The organism is Collimonas rhizosphaerae (assembly GCF_038896935.1).
Classification (GTDB): Bacteria; Pseudomonadota; Gammaproteobacteria; order Burkholderiales; family Burkholderiaceae_D; genus Collimonas; species Collimonas rhizosphaerae.
The window spans coordinates 89,859-113,012 of sequence record NZ_JBANDC010000002.1; the positions used below are offsets into that span (position 1 = coordinate 89,859).

At 60.9% G+C, this 23,154-nt stretch carries 19 protein-coding genes; 8 read left to right on the forward strand and 11 right to left on the reverse strand.

The genetic code is table 11. The annotated features are described in order from the left end of the window. Positions 1–3 precede the first annotated feature (3 nt). From V8G57_RS02915 to tal, 4 genes are all read left to right on the forward strand, one after another. Positions 4–957 carry a carbohydrate ABC transporter permease gene (locus tag V8G57_RS02915; protein WP_342828140.1) on the forward strand — a complete coding sequence of 318 codons (954 nt, stop codon included), beginning with the start codon at positions 4–6 and terminating at the stop codon, positions 955–957. Then, positions 947–1,840 (forward strand): carbohydrate ABC transporter permease, encoded by an 894-nt coding sequence (locus V8G57_RS02920; protein ID WP_092398411.1) that lies wholly within the window; start codon positions 947–949, stop codon positions 1,838–1,840. The genes V8G57_RS02915 and V8G57_RS02920 overlap by 11 nt, the downstream gene beginning before the upstream one ends. 58 nt (positions 1,841–1,898) lie before the next feature. Next, positions 1,899–3,044, forward strand: a complete 1,146-nt coding sequence (locus V8G57_RS02925; RefSeq protein WP_092398413.1) for an ABC transporter ATP-binding protein — start codon at positions 1,899–1,901, stop codon at positions 3,042–3,044. Between the two features lie 144 nt (positions 3,045–3,188). After that, complete coding sequence (gene tal / locus V8G57_RS02930; protein ID WP_342828141.1) at positions 3,189–4,124, forward strand: transaldolase; 936 nt, start codon at positions 3,189–3,191, stop codon at positions 4,122–4,124. A 70-nt stretch (positions 4,125–4,194) separates the two neighbouring features. Here the strand turns inward: tal and purU are convergent, their stop codons facing one another. Further along, positions 4,195–5,064, reverse strand: a complete 870-nt coding sequence (purU, locus tag V8G57_RS02935) for a formyltetrahydrofolate deformylase (RefSeq protein WP_342828142.1) — start codon at positions 5,062–5,064, stop codon at positions 4,195–4,197. Positions 5,065–5,249: 185 nt separating this feature from the next. Beyond that, positions 5,250–5,780: a bactofilin family protein gene (locus V8G57_RS02940; protein WP_092398419.1), complete on the reverse strand. Its 531-nt coding sequence runs from the start codon at positions 5,778–5,780 to the stop codon at positions 5,250–5,252. Between the two features lie 345 nt (positions 5,781–6,125). Here V8G57_RS02940 and V8G57_RS02945 point away from each other — a divergent pair, with 345 nt between their 5' ends. Continuing rightward, a complete protein-coding gene (locus tag V8G57_RS02945; protein ID WP_342828143.1) occupies positions 6,126–6,920 on the forward strand; it encodes a thymidylate synthase in 795 nt (264 codons plus the stop codon). Positions 6,921–6,926: 6 nt separating this feature from the next. Here the strand turns inward: V8G57_RS02945 and V8G57_RS02950 are convergent, their stop codons facing one another. The 6 genes from V8G57_RS02950 to V8G57_RS02975 form a co-directional block, all read right to left on the reverse strand. Beyond that, positions 6,927–8,330 carry an efflux transporter outer membrane subunit gene (locus V8G57_RS02950; protein WP_342828144.1) on the reverse strand — a complete coding sequence of 468 codons (1,404 nt, stop codon included), beginning with the start codon at positions 8,328–8,330 and terminating at the stop codon, positions 6,927–6,929. A gap of 44 nt (positions 8,331–8,374) precedes the next feature. Beyond that, on the reverse strand, positions 8,375–9,637 hold the full coding sequence (locus V8G57_RS02955; RefSeq protein WP_342828145.1) for an efflux RND transporter periplasmic adaptor subunit: 1,263 nt from the start codon (positions 9,635–9,637) through the stop codon (positions 8,375–8,377). A 64-nt stretch (positions 9,638–9,701) separates the two neighbouring features. Next, a complete protein-coding gene (locus tag V8G57_RS02960; protein WP_342828146.1) occupies positions 9,702–11,573 on the reverse strand; it encodes an ABC transporter ATP-binding protein in 1,872 nt (623 codons plus the stop codon). Between the two features lie 147 nt (positions 11,574–11,720). After that, positions 11,721–13,316 (reverse strand): OpgD/OpgG family glucan biosynthesis protein, encoded by a 1,596-nt coding sequence (locus V8G57_RS02965; RefSeq protein ID WP_342828147.1) that lies wholly within the window; start codon positions 13,314–13,316, stop codon positions 11,721–11,723. A gap of 34 nt (positions 13,317–13,350) precedes the next feature. After that, positions 13,351–15,972 (reverse strand): glucans biosynthesis glucosyltransferase MdoH, encoded by a 2,622-nt coding sequence (gene mdoH / locus V8G57_RS02970; RefSeq protein WP_425458223.1) that lies wholly within the window; start codon positions 15,970–15,972, stop codon positions 13,351–13,353. Then, positions 15,945–17,507, reverse strand: coding sequence for a glucan biosynthesis protein G (locus V8G57_RS02975; protein ID WP_305763970.1), 1,563 nt, complete (start codon positions 17,505–17,507; stop codon positions 15,945–15,947). The genes mdoH and V8G57_RS02975 overlap by 28 nt, the downstream gene beginning before the upstream one ends. 170 nt (positions 17,508–17,677) lie before the next feature. Between V8G57_RS02975 and V8G57_RS02980 the strand changes: the two genes are divergently transcribed. The 3 genes from V8G57_RS02980 (at position 17,678) to V8G57_RS02990 (ending at position 20,944) form a co-directional block, all read left to right on the forward strand. Next, a complete protein-coding gene (locus tag V8G57_RS02980) occupies positions 17,678–17,875 on the forward strand; it encodes a hypothetical protein (RefSeq protein WP_139220068.1) in 198 nt (65 codons plus the stop codon). Next, complete coding sequence (locus tag V8G57_RS02985; RefSeq protein WP_342828149.1) at positions 17,872–18,384, forward strand: dihydrofolate reductase; 513 nt, start codon at positions 17,872–17,874, stop codon at positions 18,382–18,384. The genes V8G57_RS02980 and V8G57_RS02985 overlap by 4 nt, the downstream gene beginning before the upstream one ends. A 295-nt stretch (positions 18,385–18,679) precedes the next feature. Next, positions 18,680–20,944 (forward strand): arginine/lysine/ornithine decarboxylase, encoded by a 2,265-nt coding sequence (locus V8G57_RS02990; protein ID WP_092398435.1) that lies wholly within the window; start codon positions 18,680–18,682, stop codon positions 20,942–20,944. Between the two features lie 89 nt (positions 20,945–21,033). On the opposite strand, the gene V8G57_RS02995 is transcribed toward V8G57_RS02990, so the two are convergent. From V8G57_RS02995 to dcd, 3 genes are all read right to left on the reverse strand, one after another. Next, on the reverse strand, positions 21,034–21,246 hold the full coding sequence (locus V8G57_RS02995) for a DUF1653 domain-containing protein (protein ID WP_092398437.1): 213 nt from the start codon (positions 21,244–21,246) through the stop codon (positions 21,034–21,036). 69 nt (positions 21,247–21,315) lie between these two features. Next, positions 21,316–22,536 carry a hypothetical protein gene (locus V8G57_RS03000; protein WP_342828150.1) on the reverse strand — a complete coding sequence of 407 codons (1,221 nt, stop codon included), beginning with the start codon at positions 22,534–22,536 and terminating at the stop codon, positions 21,316–21,318. Position 22,537: 1 nt separating this feature from the next. Next, positions 22,538–23,104: a dCTP deaminase gene (gene dcd, locus V8G57_RS03005; RefSeq protein ID WP_092398441.1), complete on the reverse strand. Its 567-nt coding sequence runs from the start codon at positions 23,102–23,104 to the stop codon at positions 22,538–22,540. Between the last annotated feature and the right edge of the window lie 50 nt (positions 23,105–23,154).

A 23,154-nucleotide genomic window follows, 5' to 3' on the forward strand; every position in this document is an offset into this window, starting at 1 on the left:
TGCATGTCCGATCACACCCTCCCCTACACAGCTGCGGCTGCCGGGAGTCCAAGCCACACGCCCAAGCAGCAAGGGCGCATTGCGGCAATCGCCGATGCCTGGCTGCCACGCCTGGTATTGTCGCCCACCATCATCCTGTCGCTGGTCTTCGTATACGGCTTCATCGGCGTCACCGCCTGGCTGTCGCTGACCAATTCACGCATGATGCCGAATTACGAGATTTCCGGCTTCAATCAATATGTCACGCTGTTCGGCCTGGACCGCTGGTGGGTAGCTGCCGCCAACCTGGGCATTTTCGGCGGCCTGTTCATCCTGTTCTGCCTGGCGATCGGCCTCATCATGGCGATCCTGCTGGACCAGAAGATCCGCGCTGAAGGCGCTTTGCGCGCAATCTACCTGTATCCGATGGCGCTGTCCTTCATCGTCACCGGCGCCGCCTGGAAATGGATCCTCAATCCAGGCCTGGGCCTGGAAAAAATGATGCACGACTGGGGCTTCGCCAACTTCCATTTCGACTGGCTGGTGAATTCCGATTTCTCCATCTATACCGTGGTGATCGCCGGCGTCTGGCAATCCTCGGGATTCGTGATGGCCCTGTTCCTGGCCGGCCTGCGCGGCATCGACGACAGCATCATCAAGGCTGCCATGGTCGACGGCGCCAGCCTGCCGACCATCTATCGCCGCATCGTGATCCCGGCCCTGCGCCCGGTGTTCTTCAGCGTATTGCTGGTGCTGGCGCATATCGCGATCAAGAGCTTCGACCTGGTGATGGCGCTGACCGCAGGCGGACCGGGGACTTCCTCCGACCTGCCGGCAATTTTCATGTATCAGTTTTCTTTCTCACGCGGTCAACTTGGCTTGGGTGCGGCATCGGCGATGATGATGCTGGCCACCGTACTGGCAGTGCTGGTGCCCATGATGTACCTGGAAACCAAAGGAGCGCGCAATGGCCGCTGACAGCACCAGCAACACCATCTATAACGAAAACAGCAAGCTCAGCGTCGGCCGCATCGTCATTTATGCGCTGCTGGTCCTGTGCGCGCTGTACTACCTGGCTCCGCTGTACGTCATGCTGAGCACCTCGGTCAAGACGCTGGATGAGATCCGCTCGGGCAACCTGCTGTCCTTGCCCATGTCTCCTACCGGCGCGGCCTGGAGCAAAGCCTGGAGCACCGCCTGCACCGGCGTCGACTGCAACGGCCTGGAGCCGTTCTTCATGAACTCGATCAGGATGGCGGTGCCGGCGGTCCTGATTTCGACCTTCGTCGGCTCGCTCAACGGCTACGTGCTGGCGCACTGGCGTTTCCGCGGTTCGGAAATCCTGTTCACCGCCTTGATGGTGGGCTGCTTCATTCCGTTCCAGGTCGTGATCCTGCCGATGGCGCGCCTGCTGGGCACGGTCGACCTGGCCAACACCACGCCCGGCCTGGTGTTTGTACATATCGTCTACGGCATCGCGTTCACCACGCTGTTCTTCCGCAACTACTACGTGACAGTGCCGGAAGAACTGGTCAAGGCGGCCCGTATCGACGGCGCAGGTTTCTTCATGACTTACTGGAAAATCATCTTCCCGCTGTCGCTGCCGATTTTCATGGTCTGCTTCATCTGGCAATTCACGCAAATCTGGAACGACTTCCTGTTCGGCGTGGTGTTCGGCGGCTCCGACGCCAAGCCGGTCACGGTCGCCCTGAACAACCTGGTGAATACGTCCACCGGCGTGACCGAATACAACGTCAACATGGCGGCGGCCATCATTGCTGCCTTGCCGACGCTGGTGGTGTATCTGCTGGCGGGTAAATATTTTGTGCGCGGCCTCACTGCCGGAGCGGTCAAGGGCTAAAGGCAGGCAGCTCTGCCCCATAACAAATAAGTAAAATTATTTAAGGAATGATTTAAAGATGGCAAGCTTATCAATTCGCAATGTGCGCAAGGTCTACCCGAACGGCAATGAAGTCCTCAAGGGCATCGACCTGGAAATCGAAGACGGCCAGTTCCTGATCCTGGTCGGCGGTTCAGGCTGCGGCAAGTCGACGCTGCTGAACATGATTGCCGGGCTGGAAACGGTGTCCGAAGGACAGATCATGATCGGCGACCGCTGCGTCAACGATGTAGCGCCCAAGGAGCGCGACATCGCCATGGTGTTCCAGTCCTACGCCTTGTATCCGACCATGACGGTGCGCGAGAACATTTCGTTCGGCCTGGGCATTCGCAAGGTGCCGAAAGCAGAACAGAAACAGATCGTCGACCGCGTCGCCACCACGCTGCAGATCACCCACCTGCTGGACCGCAAGCCGGCCCTGCTGTCGGGCGGGCAGCGGCAGCGCGTCGCCATGGGCCGCGCCATTGCGCGCGATCCGTCGCTGTTCCTGTTCGACGAACCGCTGTCCAACCTGGACGCCAAGCTGCGGGTCGAGATGCGCGCGGAAATCAAGCTGATGCATCAGCGCCTGGGCAGCACCATCGTGTACGTCACGCATGACCAGATTGAAGCGATGACGCTGGGCGACCGTATCGCCGTGATGAAAGACGGCGTGGTGCAGCAGTTTGGCAGCCCGCAGGAAATCTACGACAATCCAAGCAACCTGTTCGTGGCCGGTTTCATCGGATCGCCGTCGATGAATTTCATGCGCGGCAACCTGGTCGCCAACGGCCACGGCCCGGCGTTCGAACTCGAACACGCGGGACAAAAAACCCTGCTGCCGCTGGCGCCGGTGCAAGCGCAGGATCCGCAGATCGCATCCTGGATCGGCCGCGAAATCATCCTTGGCATCCGTCCGGAGCACGTTACCGACGCCCAGAGCGCACGCGGTTCGGAAGTCAGCGACAGCAATGGCAGCTACCATCCGACCGAAGTCGGCTGCACCGTCGAGCTGACCGAACCTACCGGCCCCGACACGCTGGTGTTCACCACCTTCAATAACGCCCGCGTCACCTGCCGGACCCACCCGCGCGCTGCAGCCAAACCCAAGGACCAGATGCAACTGGCGTTCGACCTCTCGAAAGCAGTCCTGTTCGATGCCCAGACTGAAGAACGCATCAGCTGAATGCATTGCTACCGCCACGCAGGATATTGCTGATCTGTCCATGCGTGGCAAACCGCTGTAAATTGCGTAGAATGACAGGGTGGTATTTCCGCAGTACTCCCGCGCAGTATTTCCGACTAACCGTCCCTGCCCTTCTACGCTGCCATGAACCAACTCGAACAACTCAAGCAATTCACCACCATTGTTGCCGACACCGGCGACTTCCAGTCGATCAAGGCGTTTGCGCCGCGCGACGCCACCACCAATCCATCGCTGATCCTGAAAGCGGTGCAGAAGCCGGAGTACCAGCCGCTGCTGAGCCAGACGGTCAAGGAACACGCGCAGCTGTCGACTGCCGACATCATCGACCACCTGCTGATCACCTTCGGTAAGGAAATCCTGAAAATCATCCCGGGCCGGGTCTCCACCGAAACCGATGCCCGCCTGTCGTTCGATACCCAAGGCAGCATCGATAAAGGGCACGCCCTGATCAAGCTGTATGAAGCCGCCGGGATAGACCGCGAACGCGTGCTGATCAAGATCGCCTCTACCTGGGAAGGCATACGGGCGGCCGAGGTGCTGCAGAAGGCCGGCATCCATTGCAACCTGACCTTGCTGTTTTCGCTGCCGCAGGCGATTGCCTGCGCCGAAGCCAAGGTGCAGCTGATTTCGCCGTTTGTCGGCCGCATCTACGACTGGTACAAGAAATCCAGCGGCCAGGACTACAGCGGCGCCGACGATCCCGGCGTGCAGTCGGTCAAGCAGGTCTACAACTACTTCCGCAAATTCGGCTACGCCACCGAAGTCATGGGCGCCAGCTTCCGCAACACTTCGCAAATCGTCGAACTGGCCGGTTGCGACCTGCTCACCATCAGCCCCGACCTGCTGCAGAAACTGGCCGAGAGCGACGCCCCGGTCAGCCGCAAGCTCAACCCTGAAGAGGCGAAGCTGAGCGACCTGAAGAAAATCGACCTGGACGAGACTACGTTCCGCACCATGCTGAACAACGATGCGATGGCTACTGAAAAGCTGTCGGAAGGAATACGCCAGTTCAGCGCCGATGCGGTCAAGCTGGAAAAGCTGGTGGACGCTTTGCGCTGAAAGCCGCCGCGGCATCCCGCGACGCAATGAAAAAATGGCCTCGATTCACATCGAGGCCATTTTTTTATTCTTACTTGAACACCACCGTCTTATGCCCGTTGAGCAAGATCCTGTGTTCGACAAACCATTTCACCGCCCGCGCCAGCACTACGCACTCGACGTCGCGTCCGATTGCCGTCAGGGTATCCGGCTCCATCGCGTGATCGACGCGCGCCACGTCCTGTTCAATGATCGGCCCCTCGTCCAGGTCGCCGGTGACGAAATGCGCGGTGGCGCCGATCAGCTTGACGCCGCGCTCATGCGCCTGGTAATAAGGTTTGGCGCCCTTGAAACTGGGCAGGAAGGAATGGTGGATATTGATGGCGCGCCCGGCCAGCGCGGTGCACATGGCCGGCGACAGTATCTGCATGTAGCGCGCCAGCACCACCAGGTCGATGTTGTTGGCCTCGACGATGTCCAGCACCTTGGCTTCCTGCGCCTGCTTGGCTTCCTTGGAAGCGCCTGCGGCCAGGGGCAGATGGTGGAACGGAATGTTGTAGCTGGCGGCCAGCTGGTAGAAATCGGTATGGTTCGATACGATGGCCGAAATTTCCACCGGCAGCAGGCCGCTCTTGTAACGGAACAGCAAGTCGTTCAGGCAATGGCCGATTTTCGACACCATCAGCATCAGGCGCGGCTTCTTGCACGCATCATGCAGCTGCCATTGCATCTGCATGGTGTCGGCCAGCGCGGAAAATTCCGCCCTCAGGCGCTCTTCGGCAACCGCCGCATCTTCCGACGAAAAATGCACGCGCATGAAAAACAGCTGGGACTGGGCGTCGCCGAACTGGGCCGAATCGATGATGTTGCAGCCGTGGTCCGCCAGGAAGCCGGAGACGCGGTGGACGATCCCGCGCTGGTCGAGGCAGGACAAGGTAAGGATGTATTCTGGATAGCTCATGGTTTTGTGTGAGGCGGAAAGCGCTTTAGCGTTGAGCCAAAGCCGCTATTGTCGCATGCCTGCATGTACATGACAAAAAACCAGGGTGGCTTGACGCCACTCTGGTTTTTGCCGCAGACAGACAACGCAGGCCAGACAGGCCGCGGGCCTTGTCGGCAGGACGCCGCCCGGCCGGGGGCAGCCTCTTATGCTACAGCAGTAACTGCAGCCGGCTTGGCGGCGCTGGATGCCGCCGAGGTGCCGACTTGCACTTCACCGGTCAGCTGGCCGCCTTCTTCGATGACAACCTTGCCATAGCGGATTTTGCCGGAAACCTTGCCGGTCGAATAAATCACCAGCTTTTCACGGACAGTCAGGTCGCCGTCGAATTCACCGTAGATTTCGGCCAGGTCGATTTCAGCCGAACCCTTGAAGGCGCCTTTTTCAGCGATATGGATCACGCGCGAATTCATCGTCGCCTCAACCCGGCCCTCGACCACCAAGGTGTCGCAATCGGTGATTTCGACGCCCTTGAGCTTGATGTTCGGGCCGACGATCAGCTTGCTGCCAACTTCGTTGGTGCTGGATGCGGAATGGCTGGCTTGAGTGCTCACAGGATTATTCGCCTTTGGAATGGAGGTGCTACCGGAAGTCAGGTTGCTGCTGGCGCTGAACGGGGAGTTTGGTGTCGGTGTTTCTCGCTTGCCGCCGAAAAACGAATTCTCTGATTTAAGCATGGGGTCTCCTGGAAGGTATTGCTTGCACTAACGGGTCAGCGCTTCGATAACAATGAAATGACCATATATGACATAGGTCTACAGCGTTCGAGAAGACCCTCTGCAAAAAGTTCATAGCTAAAATCATTAATTTGTAACCGTCGCCCGGATGCGGCGACTGGTAAAAACCACCCGCATGCGCTTTTGATTATCAATCATTTATCTTCTGCGTGTACAACAAAGATAAACGGCCGCAGCAAAACGCCAATGCTGATATTGCTATGACAATACCGGATCGGCGGCGCCGGCGATCCGGCCGCGGCAATGCGTTACAATCTCACGATCCGTTTCCGTTATCACAAAAAAATGCGCCAATACCTAGATCTCATGCGTCATGTGCAACAACATGGCACAGTCAAAACCGACCGCACCGGCACCGGCACCCGCTCCGTGTTCGGCTACCAGATGCGTTTCAACCTGCAAGACGGCTTTCCCTTGCTGACCACCAAGAAACTGCACCTGCGCTCGATCATCCATGAACTGATCTGGTTCCTGGCGGGCTCCACCAACATCAAGTACCTAAAAGACAACGACGTAAAAATTTGGGATGAATGGGCCGACAGCGACGGCAACCTGGGGCCGATCTACGGCTTTCAGTGGCGTTCATGGCCGGCGCCGGGCGGCGCGCACATCGACCAGATCAAGCAGGTTGTGGAGCAGATCAAGCACAACCCGGATTCGCGCCGGCTGATCGTTTCAGCCTGGAACGTCGCCGATATCCCGCAGATGAAACTGCCGCCCTGCCACGCCTTCTTCCAGTTCTACGTGGCCGACGGCAAGCTGTCCTGCCAGCTGTACCAGCGCAGCGCCGACATCTTCCTGGGCGTCCCCTTCAACATCGCCTCCTACGCCTTGCTGACCCACATGATGGCCCAGCAGTGCGGGCTGGAGGTTGGAGACTTCATCTGGACCGGCGGCGATTGCCATTTGTATTCCAACCACGCGGCGCAAGTCGAAGAACAGCTGTCGCGCAGCCCGGGGCCGCTGCCGCGCCTGGAGATCAAGCGCAAGCCGGAATCGATTTTCGATTATCGGTTCGAGGATTTCGAGATCTTCGACTATCACCCGCAAGCGCACATCAAGGCGCCGGTCGCGGTATAAGCGGCGCTAGCTGCCCTGTGTCGGCTCGGCGGCGGGCCTGGCCTGTACGTCCTGCCAGCCTCCGCCCAAGGCTTTATACAGCGATACCGTGGCTTTCAGGCGCTTGAGCTTGATCTGGCCAAGTTCGTTCTGCACCTCTGACAAGGAACGCTGGGTATCCAGCACCGTCATCAAATCTTCGGCGCCGACGCGATAACGAATTTCCGACAATTCGAAAGCAAAGCGCGCCTGCTCCATTTCCGTGACTTTCAACTTGCGCTGTTCATCCAGGCTGCGGATCTGCCCCAGCGCCGTATCGACTTCGGACAATGCCGCGATCACCGTCGAACGGTAAATCTGCACCAGCTCCTGTTTCTGGGCGATCGCCAGGTCGCGCTGGCTGCTCAGGCGGCCGGCGTCGAAAATAGGCGCCACCAGTCCGGCGCCGAGGTTGGCCAGCATGTTGGGGCCGTTAAACAGCGACAGCAATGCGTTGCTCTGGCCGCCGGCCGAACCGGTCAGGCGGATGCTGGGAAACAGCGCGGCGCGGGCGTTGGCGACGTTGGCATTGGCGGCGGCCAATTCAGCCTCGACGTGGCGTATGTCGGGACGCCGCGACAGCAATTCCGACGGTAAGCCGGGAGTCACCTGCGGCAGCAAAATCTTGGCCAGTCCCGCCTCGTTGACGGTGAAGGTCTGGGGCGGCCGTCCCAGCAGTATCGCCAATGCAGTCTGCGCTTCGCGCTCCTGCTGCTTGAGATCGGGAATCACGGCTTTCTGCCCGGCCACCGCCGAGCGCTGCCGCGCCAGGTCCAGCGGCGAAGCAGAGCCGGCGCGGCTTTGCGCCGACACCAGTTTCAGCACCCGCTCCGCATTGTCGACGTTTTGCTGGGCGATTTCGATGCGGTCGCGCAGCGACAGCACTTGCAGGTAAGTCGAGACAATGCCGCTGGTGACGGTCAGCGCCACCGTTTCCCGGTCATAGCGATTGGCTTGCAAAGACGCTTCCGCGGCGGCCAGCCCGGCCCGGTTCTTGCCCCAGAAATCGACTTCATAGCCGATCTCGACCAGGCCGCTGGTAGAGGTCACGGCGCTGCCGCTGGAGGCGAGCGGCAACGCCCGGTTGATGCTGGTTGAAAAATCCGCATTGGGCAGCAAAGGCGCGCCGGCAATCCGTGCTTGCGCCTCGGCCTGGCGCACCCGCGAGATGGCGGCGGCAATTTCCAGGTTGCTGCTCTGTCCTTGCGCCACCAGCTGGCTCAGCTCGTCGCTGCCGAAGCGCTTCCACCAGCCGCTGTCCGGCCAGTCCTGCTCGCCGGTGTTGGCGGACAGGTCCCAGCTTTGCGGAATCTCCACGCTGGGCGTAGGCTCCCTGATCTCGACCTGGCTGGCGCAGGCTGACAGCAGCAGCACGCTCACGCAAGCAGCCATATAACTCCGGCGGCGAAGAAAAAAGCGATTCATCGGCGACTCCATCAGCGCGCTTTCGGCGCTGAGGCTGCTGCCGCCGCGGGCGCCGCGGCATTTTTTGCCGCCGGCGCCGGTACTGGCGCAACCGCGGCCGCCCCGGCCACCACTACCTGCTCGCCGGGCTCCAATCCAGACAATACCTGTGCCATCTGCTCGCTGCGAATGCCGATTTTTATCTTGCGCGGACTGGCCTGCTGGCCGGCCCCGGCCACATTCACCAGATAACTGCCGTCGACTTCCGGCTTGCCCAGCAGCGCCACCGGCAGCAGCACCGCATTTTGGGCTTGTGCCAGCACAAAGCGGACCTGGGCGCTCATGCCGCTCATCAGTTCCTGTTGTGGATTGTCGACTTCGAACAAGACGTTGTAGAAAGTCTGCTTGCCCTGCTCGCCCGAACTGTCGGCCGGCACCGGCACCACTTGCCGCAACTTGCCCGACCAGCGCTTGCCCGGATAACCCGGCGTGCTGAAATAGGCGGTCATTCCCTTGCGCAGCAGCGGCACGTCGATTTCCGCCACCCTGGCCTGCACCGTCAGCCGGCCCAGGTCGGCGATCCGCAACAAAGGCACCATCGTCTGGCCGACGCCTATCGCCTGGCCCGGGCGCGCAGCCACCGACACCACGGTGCCGCTGATCGGCGCCGCTACCTGCGTATGGCTGCGCGTTTCTTCATCGTCCTTCATGGTGCTTTCGGTCTGGCGGATCTGGGCATTGATCGCCTCCACCCTTGCCGCCGCCGAATACATGCTCATGCGGCTCGACTCGAAAGATTCTTCGCGCGTGGCGTTTTCCGCTTTCAGCTGCGTCTGGCGCTTGAACTGCAGCTCGGCGAAATCGAGCTGCGCGCGCTGGTCCGCCAGCTCCGCCTGCAGCCGCGCCAGCTGGGCGCGGTTGCTTTCCAGCCGCGCCGACGGCAGGGTCGGCGTGATCTCGACCACCATCTTGCCGGCCTTGACCTCGTCGCCCACCGACACCAGCACATCCTTGACCTGGCCCGACACCTGGGCCACGACGTCGCTGTATTTATGCAGCTGCAGCTTGCCGCTGGCAAGCACCGCCTGTTCGATATCGCCGCGCTGCACCGTTTCAGTCTGCAGCCGCACCGGCGCAGGTTTAGGCGCCGGCGGCGGCCGCTGCCCGAACGCCTTCCATACCAGGAAGCCCGCTCCCGCTGCAATCAGGAGCGCCAGGATGGCAGTCAGCCAGCGCCGGCCGGAGTGGCCGAACGCGGTTGGCAAAGCGGATTTATCGGTCGGTTCAACAGTCATCGGTGCAAACTCAGGAGTAATCGGATTTCAGGAACAACGAACAGCGCTTTTTTTTGAGTTTGTTTCAAGCCAGTGCAGCCTGGGCCTCGCCCGGGAGCACATCTTCGTCCACTTCCTCGCCGAGGAAACCGCCGCTCTGGTGCGCCCACAAGCGCGCATACAGGCCGCCGCGCTCCAGCAAGCTGCGATGGTCGCCCTCTTCCACTATGCGGCCCTTGTCGAGCACAATCAGGCGATCCATGGCGGCGATGGTCGATAAACGGTGCGCAATCGCCACCACCGTCTTGCCTTCCATCAGCCGGTACAGGCTGGCCTGGATTGCCGCTTCGACTTCCGAATCGAGTGCGCTGGTGGCTTCATCCAGCAACAGGATAGGCGCATCTTTCAGCATCACGCGCGCAATCGCAATCCGCTGGCGCTGGCCGCCGGACAGCTTGACGCCGCGTTCGCCGACATGGGCGTCATAGCCGGTGCGGCCCTTGGGATCGGTCAGGGTCAGGATGAAGTCATGCGCCTCCGCCCGCTGCGCCGCCACCAGCATGTCGGCGTCGGTGGCGTCAGGGCGGCCGTACAACAGGTTGTCGCGCACCGAACGGTGCAGCAGGGACGTATCCTGCGTCACCATGCCGACCTGCGCCCGCAAGCTGTCTTGCGTGACGTGCGCGATATCCTGGCCATCGATCAGGATGCGGCCCTGCTCGACATCGTAAAACCGCAGCAGCAGGTTGACGATAGTCGATTTACCCGCGCCGGAACGGCCGACCAGGCCGATCTTTTCGCCGGGGCGGATATGCAGGGACAACTGGTCGATCACCGGCCGCTGGCCGCCATAGGCAAAACCGACGCGCTCGAAATCGAGCGTGCCCTGCCTGACCTGCAGCGGCTTGGCGCCGGCCTGGTCCACCACTGCCTGCTGGCGCGACAAGGTGTTGATGCCGTCCTGCACCGTGCCGACCTGCTCGAACAAGGAAGCGAATTCCCACATCACCCAGTGCGAGATGCCGTTCAGGCGCAAGGCCATCGCGGTCGCCGCCGCCACCGCGCCGATGCCGACCTGGCCCTGGGTCCACAGCCATAGCGCAACGCCGGCGGTGCTCAGGATCAGCAGCATGCTCAAGGTGTGGTTGACGATTTCAAAGCCGGTCACCAGGCGCATCTGGCCGTGCACCGTCTGCAGGAATTCCTGCATCGCCGAGCGCGCATAACCGGCTTCGCGGCCTGCATGCGAGAACAGCTTGACGGTAGCGATGTTGGTGTAAGCGTCGGTAATGCGGCCGGTCATCAGCGAACGTGCATCGGCCTGGGCCTTGGCGACCTTGCTCAGGCGCGGCACGAAATAACGCAGCGCCGAGGCATACAGCGCCAGCCAGCCGAGGAACGGCACCAGCATCCAGCCGTCGAAACTGCCGACCACCGCCACCATGGTGACGAAATAGATCATCACGAACACCAGGATGTCGCACAGGATCATGCAGACGTCGCGCACTGCCAGCGAGGTCTGCATGACCTTGGTGGCAACCCGGCCGGCAAACTCGTCCTGGTAAAAGTGCATGCTCTGGTTCAGCATCAGACGGTGGAATTTCCAGCGCAGCAGCATCGGAAAGTTGCCCGCCAGCGCCTGCTGCTTGAACATGCTTTGCAAGGCGACGATCACCGGGCTGGCCAGCAGTATCCCCGCCAGCAACAGCAGGTTGCCGCTTTCATGGCTCCACAGTTCCACCGGCTGCACATGGCCCAGCCAGTCGACGATGCGTCCCATCATGGCAAACAGCAAAGCTTCGAACGCGCCGGTGACGGCGGTCAGCAAGGTCATCGCAATGATGTAGGGACGCAGGCCCTTGGTGCAGGCCCAGACAAACGCAAAAAAACCGCGCGGCGGCGGCGTCATGACCGTATCCGGATACGGATACAACAGTCTTTCGAACCAACCAAACATGGAAATACTCCAAAAATAGGCAGGGCAAAAAGCTGACCCAAGCCCAACAGTATATTGTAAATTTAGCAGGCGGTTCTGAACGCAGCCAGGCAGGACGGCACAAGTGGCCGCCCTGCTTTTGACTCGCGAAACCGTTGTAACAGTCTGCTAATAAATGCGCTTGGCCGGCGCCGGCGGAGTCCACTGGTACAGCCAGGTCTCGCTCAGCGGCTGGCTGTCCGCCGCCAGGTAGACCCGGATATCGATCGGCTCGACGCTGTCGTCGACAGGCTTCAGGTCGAACATCACGCGATAGCCGTGGATCGCGTCCAGCGGACGCGCCGAAGTAATCTCGACCTTGCCGCGCGAAACGCTGATCATCGGCTTGACCTTGGCGTCCTTGCCCAGCAAAGCCAGGTCGCCGCCGGCAAAATCGATCGCGAAACGGCGCGAGTAATAAGCCCGCTTCTGGCCAACCACGCCGCCCATGCCGGTGCGGGTCGCCATGACTTGCGCCAGCGGCGGCGTGAACGGCATCTTGCTGCCCCAGTGCAGGCGGTAGGCAAACAGCCGTTCCTGACCGGCTTGCGGCTTGTCGGCCGGATTCCAGAAGGCGACGATATTGTCGAAGGTTTCGTCGGCGGTGGGGATTTCCACCAATTGTACCGCGCCCTTGCCCCAGCCTGATTTCGGCTCCACCCACAGGCTCGGACGGCGGTCGTAGAACACGCCGTCATCCTGGTAATGGTCGAAATTGCGGTCGCGCTGCAGCAGGCCGAAACCGCGCGGATTTTCATCCTGATAAGCGTTGAAGCGCAAGTGTTCGGGATTGACCAGCGGACGCCAGATCCATTCGCCGTTGCCGCGCTGCATGGCAAGGCCGTCGGAATCATGGATTTCCGGACGCCAGTCGTCGCTGGCGCCGATGCGGCGGTCGTTCTCGCCATACTGGAACATGCTGGTCAGCGGCGCCACGCCCATCCGTTCGATGGTCTTGCGCGGATACAGCGCGACATCCACATCCATCACCATGGTGGCCGACGGCTGGATTTCGAAGCGGTAAGCGCCGGCGACGCTTGGCGAATCGAGCAGCGCATAGACCACCAGCTTGCCGGAATCCTTGGCCGGGCGCTCCAGCCAGAAACTGGTAAACATCGGGAATTCTTCCGGCTTGTCCATGCCGCAATCGATGGCCAGGCCACGCGCCGACAAGCCGTACTGCCATTCGGCGCCGACTGCGCGGAAATAGCTGGCGCCCAGGAACGCCGTGATGTCGCGCTCGAGGTCGGTATGGAAATTCACGCGGAAGCCGGCAAAGCCGAGATCCTTCGGCATATGATCAGCCTTCAGGCCGCTCTTGCCGTAGTTGAACATGGCCGAGTCGTAAGCCAGCTCTTGCGCCTGGCCGTTCTTCAATTCGTAGATCTGCACCGGGCTCTTGAAGAACAGGCCGAGGTGGAAAAACTTGACCTGGAAACGCAGCTGGTCTTCGCCCCACAAGGCATGGCCGTCGCGGTAGCTGATTGCCTGGTACTGGTCCCAGTCGAGCGCCTTGACCTCGGGCGGGATATGGTTCACCGGCGGTTCATAGGCTTTGCCGGCGAGTTGTTTTGCATGGCCCTTGAGCCAGGCGTAATCAAAGGCTTGCGGCTGGCCCAGGAATTTCAATTGTGCCGGCGCGGTGCCCGCGGCCAGCAGCGAAGCTGCAGGAAAACCGGCGGCAGCGAGTGCCGCCGACGCCTTCAGAAAATCACGTCGTAACATGGTGCTCCTTATTGAATTAGAACGATGAGCTGGCTCAGCGCGCTGCGGCAGTCAGGGCCTGCCAGCGCCGGTTGGCTTGCTCCGAATTCCAGACTTCGAAATGCAGCTGGGACAAGGTCAAGGGATCATCCAGCAATGCATTCTTTTGACGCGGCGACAAACCGTCGGGGCCGCCTTTCAATGCGGCCTGCAGCAGCGCCGCACGCCCCGCCCGGGTCGCCGCCGGCACGCCCGGACGGGCGCTTACCGCCGCGCACACCAGGGCGTTCACGACCGGGTCGATCACCGCATCGTTGAATTTCGCCAGCACCTTGCCATTGTCGTTATACACGGTGGTGGCCGCCAGTTCAGCCGGCAGGTCGACCTCTTCCGGGATCACGAACAGGCGGGCGTGGCGGAAGCTGCGGCCGAGCGTCACCCGGCTGGAGAACACCGACAACGGGATCGACAGCATCAGCGAACCGACGATCGGCAACAGCCACCACAGGAATCCCGGCTCCAGCCAATACACGCCGCCGCCCCACAGCAGGCCCAGCAACGTATGGCCGCCGTGGCGGCGCATCGCTTCGCCCCAGCTGGTTTCGGCGTCCTCGCGCGGCGGCGATTTCCAGCTGATGGTCCAGCCCAGGAAAGCGCCGATCACGAAGCGGGTATGGAACAGCATGCGCACCGGCGCCAGCAGCATCGAGAACAGCAGTTCCATGATCATGCTGAGCGTCAGGCGTATGGCGCCGCCGAACTCGCGCGCGCCCTTGACCCAGATCAGCACCACGCTCAGCACTTTGGGCAGGAACAGCAAAGTTGCGGTTGCGCTGAACAAGGCCAGGGCGCGGTCAGGATGCCATTCCGGCCACACCGGGAACAGCTGTCCAGGCGTCACGAAATATTCCGGCGCCACCAGCGTATGCACCGCCAGCAATACCGTCGACAGCATCAGCGACAGGAACCACAGCGGCGCCGACAGATACGCCATGACGCCGGTCACGAACACTGCGCGGTGCACGGCATGCATGCCGCGCGCCAGGAACAGGCGGAAGTTCATCAGGTTGCCCTGGCACCAGCGGCGGTCGCGCTTCAGTTCATCGAGCAGGTTGGGCGGCATTTCCTCGTAGCTGCCGGCCAGGTCGTAGGCGATCCACACGCCCCAGCCGGCGCGCCGCATCAGCGCGGCTTCGACAAAATCATGCGACAGGATCTCGCCGGCCAGCGCGCCCTCGCCCGGCAGCGGCGCCAGCGCGCAATGCTCCATGAACGGCTGCAGGCGGATGATGGCGTTGTGCCCCCAATAATGCGACTCGCCCAGCTGCCAGTAGTGCAGGCCGGCGGTAAACAAGGGGCCGTAGACGCGCGTCGAAAACTGCTGGATGCGCGCATACAAGGTATCGCGGCCGGCCGCGCGCGGCGCGGTCTGCACAATACCGGCAGTGGGATTGGCTTCCATCAGGCGCACCAGGGTGGTCAGGCAGCTGCCGCTCATGACGCTGTCGGCATCGAGCACGATCATGTAACTGTAGCTGGCGCCCCAGCGCCGGCAGAAATCGTCGATATTGCCGCTCTTGCGCTTTACGCGGCGGCGCCGGTGCCGGTAAAAGATGCGGCCGAAGCCGCCAACGGTGCGGCACAGGCTGGCCCAGGCGTCCAGCTCGGCGCTGCAGATATCGCTGTCGCCGCTGTCGCTCAATACGAAGAAGTCGAAACGGTCCAGTTCACCGCTGGCGGCAACCGACTCGTAGGTTGCGCGCAGGCCGGCAAAGACCCTGGTCACGTCTTCGTTACAGATCGGCATCACGATCGCGGTCCTGGCGCTGGCTGGAATCGGCCCTGGCGCGGCGTCTTCGCGCGAGATCACATAACGGTCGGTGCCGCGCATCAGCACCAGGAACCCGGCCATCGCAGTCCAGAAGCCGGCCGAAACCCAGCAGAACAGCAAGGCGAACAAGCCCAGCGTGACCAGTTCCAGCGGCTTGTCGCCATGGTACGGCAGCACCGCGCTCATGAAATACGTCGCCATTGCCGTCTGCGCCAGCATCAGCAACAGCAGCACGATGCGCCGCAGGTTGCCGCGCGACTTGCTCTTGTGCTGGTCCTGGCTGTCGGCCTCGGCGACCGGCAGCGGTTCCGGCTGCGGCAGCTCGGTCGAACGCGCCGCCTTTTTATGGCGCCGCTGTTTGGCGCGCGGCCGCAAGTCAAACTGCTTGTTGGCGGTTTCGATCCAGCGCACCAGCGGATTCAAGGTTCCCCACGGATGGGCCACGATCGGCGTACGCTGCAGGGGCGGTGCAATCGCGATGCGGGTGCGGCCTGAGCCATCGGTGCAAACGTCCGGCATCTGATGCGGCTCGGCCGGCCTGGCTTGCCCGGCAACCGGCGCTTCCATAAAAGCCAGCTGCAGCCGCGCCGCCACCGAACCATAGGCAGGATTAGGGTTGGCAAGGTCGGCGGCCAGCGGCGTCGCGGCGCCGGTGCCGGCTTCCCCGGCCAGGGCCCGGTGCAAGGCGGCCATTGGCGTATCGCCGTCCACCGCCAGCTGCCGGGACAAACTCGCGCGCCGCTCCGCCGACATGGGCAGGCGCTCTAGATAGCGATCACAATTATCCGGCAGGCCCGCTTCGGGCAACTGCTTGCGGTCTAGTTGGGCGGTAATATGTAACTCCAGGTTTCAGATAAGGTTGTGCTGCCGCCACGCAAGAATCCGCGCAGTTCGACCGGTTTGTTTTCTTCGTTGCGGCGTACCCGCACCATCATGCGCCAGCCGCCGGTAACGTCGTTGCGGAACACCTTGGTCTCCAGCACCTTGCCGTTGTCGTCGGCGCTGACTACGCCTTCAGGCTGGACCTTGTCGGACAGTTTCTTGAATACCGGGCCTTCAAAATCGACCACCAGGCCGAGGCTGTTGTCGTCGCTCTTCTTCTGGAAGCCAAAGCCGCGCCGGGTCTGCGTCACCCATGACAAAGGCGGCCGCTTTTCGGCATCCTTCTGCCATGACAAAGTGTATTCCAGATTGAAGGGCTGACCAACCTTGGGCGCGGTTTCCGGCACCCAGAATGCCACCACGTTGTCATTGGTTTCATCCGGCGTCGGGATCTGCACCAGCTCTACCCTGCCGCTGCCCCAGTTGCCCTTGGGCTGGACCCAGGCGCTGGGACGCCGTTCGTACTTGGCATCGAGGTCCTGGTAGCTGGCGAAATCGCGGTCACGCTGCATCAGGCCGAATCCGGCCGGGTTGCTCAGCGAATAAGACGTCACCAGGAGCCGCTTCGGATTGACCAGCGGCCGCCAGATCCATTCGCCGGTGCCGGAGGCTACCGACAAGCCGTCCGAGTCGTGCACCTCAGGCCGGTAATCCTCGCCTTGCGAACGCTGGTTATCGCCATGCAAGTACATGCTGGTCAGCGGCGCCAGCCCTAGCTTGCTGACATTTTCGCGCAGGTACAGCTGGGCCTTGACGTCGACCGTGGTGTCCGAACCCGGCTTCAGCACAAAACGATAAGCGCCGGTGACACGGCGCGAGTTGAGCAAGGCATAGATGGTCAGCTCCTTGTCGCTGGCTTTCGGCCGTTCAATCCAGAACTCGGTAAAACGCGGGAATTCCTCACCAGAACTCAGGCCGGTATCGATCGCCAGGCCTCTTGCCGACAGGCCATAAGTCTGGTCTTTGCCCAAGGCGCGGAAGTAGCTGGCGCCGAGGAACGACAAAACCTCATCCTTGTATTTATTCGTATTGAGCGGGTAATGCACACGGAAGCCGGCGAAACCCAGCGAGCGCAGCTTGCGCGTATCGACCTTGTTGCTGCCGTAGTCGAAGTCGTTGGGGTCGAAGCGGATTTCCTTCACGCTCTGGCCGTTGATCTCGTTGATCTTGACCGGCTGGTCGAAGGCATATCCTTCGTGGAAGAACGCCAGTTCAAAGGGCAGCTTCTGGCTGCGCCAGGTAAATTTTTCAGGAAGGAAGCGGATGTCCTTGTATTGCTCGTATTCGAGGTTGCTGATTTCTTTCGGCAGGTTGCCCTCTGGCTTGCTGTACGAACTTGCCGCAAGTTCCTTTGCCTGCCTGGCAACATTATTGAAATCGAAGGCGGAAGCATTGCCGCCTATTAATGGCAGCAGCAAGGCAACCGGCAGGACAACTGAGCGTGCCCGCGCTAGAGCGGGGATGCGCGGCTGCGCCCGCTGAAACAAATTTAAATGCATTGGATTCCCATCTGACACTGCTGTTATGACCTGCCCGAGTGCGCCGGCGCTGGCTGCATCGAGAGTAGGCGGTAGTTTATCAGTGTTCTATAATTTTTTATGTCCATCAAGAAACTGGTTGGCAACACTTTGTATCGGCCCTTGCGTCACCACCATGCAAGGACTGCGCCATGGCAGAATTGCCAAATCGGCAGCAAAATAACACCATACAAGTGAAAAATGAAGAAAAATCCCTGCCCCAGGTTAACAGGCCCTGGCATTTAAGAGCAATGACAAGCGGACAAAGTTCCTTGCAAGACTTTATAGTAATATCACCCTTTTTTACCCAGCCCGCAAATAAGCAGGCCCATGCACCACAGCGCCCATGACTCCTCGCCTCACCATTATCGTCGCGACCGACGCCCGCAACGGCATCGGCATCCGCAACACCCTGCCCTGGCATTTGCCGGAGGACCTGGCGCATTTCAAACGCACTACCTCGGGCCATCCCATCATCATGGGCCGCAAGACCTTTGAATCGATAGGCCGGCCGCTGCCGCAACGGCGCAATATCGTCATCACGCGCAATCCCGGCTGGCGCCATGACGGCGTCGAAAGCGCGCCTTCGCTGGCCGCGGCTGCCGCCATGGTCGGCGCCGCCGAAGCCTTCATCATCGGCGGCGCCGAGATCTACGCCGCGGCGCAGGACCTGACGCAGCGGCTGATCGTCACCGAAATCAAGCATAGCTTCGACTGCGACGCCTTTTTCCCGGCGCGCGATCCGCTCCAGTGGCAGGAAATCTCGCGCGAAACCCACCATTCCGAGGCCAACGGTTTCGACTACGCGTTTGTGGTTTACCAGCGCCGTTCGCCCAGCCTCGACGAGGCCGGCAGCTGACCCGGCCCGGTGATGGAATGACAACTGTTGTTTTCTGCAGGAATTCCCTCATCTTTATCCCCTAATCCGTGCATATCTGCGAAAATTCGACTTTCTTTTTTCAGCGGCCGCGAGGCTGAAACTGATCACGATTTTGGTGCAGCCGCCATCTGCGGCTGTGCTGGAACAGCAGGCTGCACGTGCTCTATACCCAAGCAGTTCCCGGAGTGCTTTTTAGCGCCAGCCGGGACAACGACTTTTAAGCGCCATTTCGATTGGCAGCCTTGTTATCAACCACCGTCTCCTGGAGACCTTGATGAAATTCCGCTTCCCCATCGTCATCATTGACGAAGACTTCCGTTCCGAAAACACTTCCGGCCTCGGCATCCGCGCACTTGCCGACGCCATGGAGGCAGAAGGCATGGAGGTGCTGGGCGTCACCAGTTACGGCGACCTGTCGCAGTTCGCCCAGCAGCAGTCGCGGGCGTCGGCTTTCATCCTGTCGATCGACGACGAAGAGTTCGGCGCCGGTTCGTTCGAAGAAACCGACCACGCGCTGAAGTCGCTGCGCGCCTTCGTCGAAGAAATCCGCCACAAGAACGCCGACATCCCGATCTACCTGTACGGCGAAACCCGCACCTCGCGCCACATCCCGAACGATATCCTGCGCGAACTGCACGGCTTCATCCATATGTTCGAAGACACGCCGGAGTTCGTGGCGCGCCATATCATCCGCGAAGCGAAATCGTACCTGGACGGCCTGTCGCCGCCCTTCTTCCGCGCGCTGGTGCATTACGCCCAGGACGGTTCCTATTCCTGGCATTGCCCAGGGCACTCGGGCGGCGTGGCTTTCCTGAAATCGCCTATCGGCCAGATGTTCCATCAATTCTTCGGTGAAAACATGCTGCGCGCCGACGTCTGCAACGCGGTGGAAGAACTCGGCCAGCTGCTCGACCATACCGGCCCGGTAGCCGATTCCGAACGGAACGCTGCGCGCATCTTCAACGCCGACCATTGCTACTTCGTCACCAACGGCACCAGCACCAGCAACAAGATGGTGTGGCACTCGACCGTGGCTCCGGGCGATATCGTGGTGGTGGACCGCAACTGCCACAAATCGATCCTGCACTCGATCATCATGACCGGCGCGATCCCGGTATTCCTGATGCCGACCCGCAACCACCTCGGCATCATCGGCCCGATTCCGCTGGAAGAATTCACGCTGGAAAGCATCCGCAAGAAAATCGAAGCCAATCCGTTTGCGCGCGAAGCCGCCAACAAGAAGCCGCGCATCCTGACCATCACGCAATCGACCTACGACGGCGTGATCTACAACGTCGAAACCCTGAAGAACATGCTTGACGGCGAGATCGACACCCTGCACTTCGACGAAGCCTGGCTGCCGCACGCCACCTTCCATGATTTCTACAAAGACATGCACGCCATCGGCAAGGATCGCCCGCGCGCCAAGAAATCGATGATCTTCTCGACCCAGTCGACCCACAAGCTGCTGGCCGGCCTGTCGCAAGCCTCGCAAATCCTGGTGCGCGAATCGGAGAGCGTGCAGCTGGACCAGGACGCTTTCAACGAAGCCTACCTGATGCACACTTCGACTTCGCCGCAGTACTCGATCATCGCTTCCTGCGACGTCGCCGCCGCCATGATGGAAGCGCCCGGCGGCACTGCGCTGGTGGAGGAAAGCATCCTGGAAGCGCTGGATTTCCGCCGCGCCATGAAGAAGATCGACGAAGAATGGGGCAAGGACTGGTGGTTCCAGGTGTGGGGACCGAACAGCTTCTCGGAAGACGGCATCGGCAGCCGCGAAGACTGGGTCATCCGCGCCGAGGACGACTGGCACGGTTTCGGCAACCTGGCGCCTAACTTCAACATGCTCGACCCGATCAAGGCGACCATCGTCACGCCGGGCCTGTCGCTGGAAGGCAAGTTCGGCGAGAGCGGCATCCCGGCCTCGATCGTCACCAAATACCTGGCCGAGCACGGCGTTATCGTCGAGAAGTGCGGCCTGTATTCGTTCTTCATCATGTTCACCATCGGCATCACCAAGGGCCGCTGGAACACGCTGCTGACCGCCTTGCAGCAGTTCAAGGACGACTACGACAAGAACCAGCCGATCTGGCGCATCCTGCCTGAGTTCGCCGCCGCCAACCACGGCAAGAACGCGCGCTATGAGCGGCTCGGCCTGCGCGACCTGTGCCAGCAGATCCATGAAACCTACAAGTCATATGATGTGGCGCGCCTGACCACCGAAATGTACTTGTCCGACATGCAGCCGGCCATGAAGCCATCCGACGCTTTCTCCAAGATGGCCCACCGTGAAATCGACCGCGTGCCCATCGACCAGCTCGAAGGCCGCGTCACCTCGATCCTGCTGACGCCTTATCCGCCGGGCATTCCATTGCTGATCCCGGGCGAGCGCTTCAACAAGACCATCGTCGACTACCTGAAGTTTGCGCGTGATTTCAACGAGAAATTCCCGGGCTTTGAAACCGACGTACACGGCCTGGTGAAACGCGAAGTAAATGGCAAGCGCGATTACTTCGTGGACTGCGTACGGCAGTAAATTCAGCAATAAGCGGGCGCGCTGCTGGCAATAAAAAGCCGGGGCCAGGAATCGAATCCTGGTCCCGGCTTTTTTTCGTGCGGCGAGCTTTACAGTGGCGCAAACCGGCGCGCGCCGTTCTCAAGCAGGCCGTTGAACAGCTCGGCAGGCCGCACCCACAGCCCCGGCGCATGCGGCCACAGGTGTTCATAAACCACCATGGCTTCCTCGGTTTCCGAGTGCCTTGCAAGGCCGATATAGCGGTACAAGCCGCCTTTGTAATGCCGATGGGTGGCAATTTTTTTTGCGTCGTCTTCAGTCACTCAATTTTCTCCAGGATATCTCGCCTGACGCTGCAACAGCGTCAGGCTGCTTGGTCTAGGCGACCCCGTCTAGGCGCCCCCGTAAGGCTGCACTTCCGACGGCTGGCCGTCGGCTTCAAATCGCAGCGCCACCGCCAGCGCCGTGACGCCGATGGTACGCAGCGCATCGTAGGTATCGTCGACTTCCACCTGGAGGTCGGCGCCGGCGGCCAGCGGCTTCTCCGAGGAAGCCAGCAAGGCGCCGTCCTTGCCGTACAAATTCACCCGCAGCATCATGTCACCGCGCACATCGGCCGGACCGACCACGGCGTTGGCGTCGAAAGACGCAACGCCATGCTGGTCGAGGCCATGGTTCAGTTCGGACATCATCTGCAGCGTGAAGTACTCGGCAATGCCGCGTTCCTTGCCGCCGTGGAACAGGTCCTGGTACAGGAAATGCAGCTCGATTTCGCTGCCGTCGGTCACCAGGCAGCGCTTGAGCAAGGGTGCGACCTGCCCGGTCCAGCTGTGGAAGCGCTCTTCGCGTGCGCCGAAGTATGCATCGGCGCCGGCTTCATCTTCCGGCACCGCATAAAACGCGTCGTCGGTTGCCTTGAGCGAAAAGCCCAGCAAGAAACGCAGTTCGACCGCCTCGTCGTCCGGCCCGAACAGGTTTTCCGGCCAGCCGCTGATGCTGCGCTCAATGGCGGTGGTCGCCGCCAGCTTCTTGTCGGCCATGGCGCCGAATGCATCGCGGTTCATTTCAAACAGATGGCTGTAGCGGATGCTGTCGATTTCATCGAGGTGGTAGGCGTGGCTGACCAGCACTACGGTGGCGTCCGGCCCCTCCAGCTGCGCCTGCTTGAAGCTGGCCGACAAGGCATCGAAGGCTTCCTGGTCCTGGAAGCATTGCTCGCACTTGAGGCCGCCCGCGGCATGCGCGAAGAACGGCACCACGAACGCATTCAGTTCCAGCACCTTGCCTTCATCCCGGCGCACCAGCAAAATCTCCGAGGCTTCTTCGACCTGCTCTTTCAGGAATCGCCAGGCGTCGAGATCGGCGTACTTGGCACGCTCGATCGCGTCATACAGGATGTCATCCTTTTTTTGCTGCAGGCTCTTCTTGATGATCTTGTGGAAATCGATGCCGGCCTGCTGCAAGACGGCGCCGGCGGCAACGCCATCGGCTTCGTCGCCATCCTGCTCTGCCAGGTCTATCGCCAGGTTGCACAGCTGCTGGGTGACGGCTTCGTCTTTATCTTCGGGGGAAATGCTGGATTTCCGCGGCGCCGGGCGCTTGTTCTTCGGCATGTCAGGTCTTCGGCAGCGTCACGCCGTGCTGTCCCTGGTACTTGCCGCCGCGGTCCTTGTAGGACGTTTCGCAGATTTCATCGCTCTCGAAAAACAGCACCTGGGCGCAGCCCTCGCCGGCATAGATCTTGGCCGGCAGCGGCGTCGTGTTGGAGAATTCCAGCGTGACATAACCTTCCCATTCCGGCTCGAACGGCGTCACGTTGACGATGATGCCGCAACGCGCGTAGGTAGACTTGCCGAGGCAGATGGTGAGCACGCTGCGCGGGATGCGGAAATATTCCATGGTGCGCGCCAGCGCAAACGAATTGGGCGGGATGATGCAGACATCGCCGCTGAAATCGACGAACGATTTCTCGTCGAAATTCTTGGGATCGACGATGGTCGAATTGATATTTGTGAAAATCTTGAATTCGTTGGCGCAGCGGATATCGTAGCCGTACGACGAAGTGCCGTAAGACACGATCTTGTGGCCGTTGGCCTCGCGCACCTGGCCCGGCTCGAAAGGCTCGATCATGCCGGTTTCCTGCGCCATGCGGCGTATCCATTTGTCGGACTTGATGCTCATTGCGTATTTCCTCTTGTTCTGCCTGCAATAGTTTATGGTGTGTATTTGGC